1 protein-coding gene is annotated in these 1188 nt (G+C 58.4%); it reads left to right on the top strand.

What is annotated here, in order from left to right; genetic code table 11:
* A protein-coding gene (locus FHT77_RS31115) for an IS3 family transposase (RefSeq protein WP_183759306.1) occupies positions 1-1170 on the top strand; the annotation gives its coding sequence in 2 pieces (ribosomal slippage) (positions 1-230 and positions 230-1170; 1171 coding nt annotated over the 2 pieces). This gene is flagged as partial in the annotation.
* Positions 1171-1188 lie beyond the last annotated feature (18 nt).

The raw sequence follows: 1188 nt of genomic DNA, 5'->3' as shown, positions 1-1188 counted from the left end.
AGACGAACAGATTATCGGCATTCTGAAGGAGCACGAGGCGGGTACGCCGGTCTCGGAGCTTTGCCGCAAGCACGGCGTCAGCGATGCCAGCATCTATAAGTGGAAAGCCAAGTTCGGTGGCATGGAGGTGTCGGAAGCCAAGCGACTGAAGACGCTGGAGGACGAGAACACGAAGCTGAAACGGCTTCTGGCGGATGCCATGCTCGACAATGCAGCTTTGAAAGACCTTTTGGGAAAGAAGTGGTGACGCCCGCAGCAAAGCGGCGAGCTGTCGCGCATCTGATGGACCAACATCGGATGAGCGAACGGCGGGCGTGTAAAGCCATCGGCTTTTGCCGGATGACGATCCGTTACGAAACCACGCGCAGCGATGACCATGATCTTCGCGAGCGTATGAAGGCGCTGGCGCATGAACGCCGCCGCTTTGGATATCGACGCCTACATGTGCTGCTCAGGCGTGAGGGTCACCTTGTGAACCACAAGCGGCTCTTCCGGCTCTATCGGGAAGAGAAGCTGACGGTGCGCAAGCGCGGCGGCCGCAAGCGAGCGATAGGCACACGAGCACCGATGCTGATCCCGCTTGCCGCCAATTATCGCTGGTCACTGGACTTCGTATCGGATCAGTTCACCGATGGTCGCAGGTTCCGGGTTTTGACGGTCGTCGACGATTGCACCAGAGAATGCCTGGCACTCGTCGCCGACACATCGCTTTCCGGCCTGCGAGTTGCCCGTGAGCTTGATCGGATCATCGAGGAACGTGGCAAGCCCAAGATGATCGTCAGCGACAACGGCAGTGAGTTCACCAGCAACGCGATCCTGCAATGGGCCGACCGGACGACAGTCGATTGGCACTACATCGCACCGGGCAAACCGATCCAGAACGCCTTCATCGAAAGCTTTAATGGACGGCTGCGAGACGAGCTCCTGAATGAAACGCTCTTCTCGTCACTGACCCATGCTCGATCAGCGCTTTCAAACTGGCGCAGCGATTACAACGATCATCGACCACACTCTGGACTCGGCTGGATGACACCTGCCGAGTTCGCTCAGACAATCAACCCGCGACGTGATGCGGTGCTGCGCAGCCGGAATGGCTCCGCACCGCAACCCGCCGCTACCGCCCCAAATACAGCAACCCAAAACCGCCGGAGCGAACTTAAAACTGGATAAAACTTGGGGGCAAGGTCA

The organism is Rhizobium sp. BK181 (assembly GCF_014193305.1).
GTDB lineage: Bacteria > Pseudomonadota > Alphaproteobacteria > Rhizobiales > Rhizobiaceae > Rhizobium.
The sequence above is the reverse complement of the archived record's forward strand: the minus strand, read 5'-3'. Positions and strand labels throughout refer to the sequence as shown.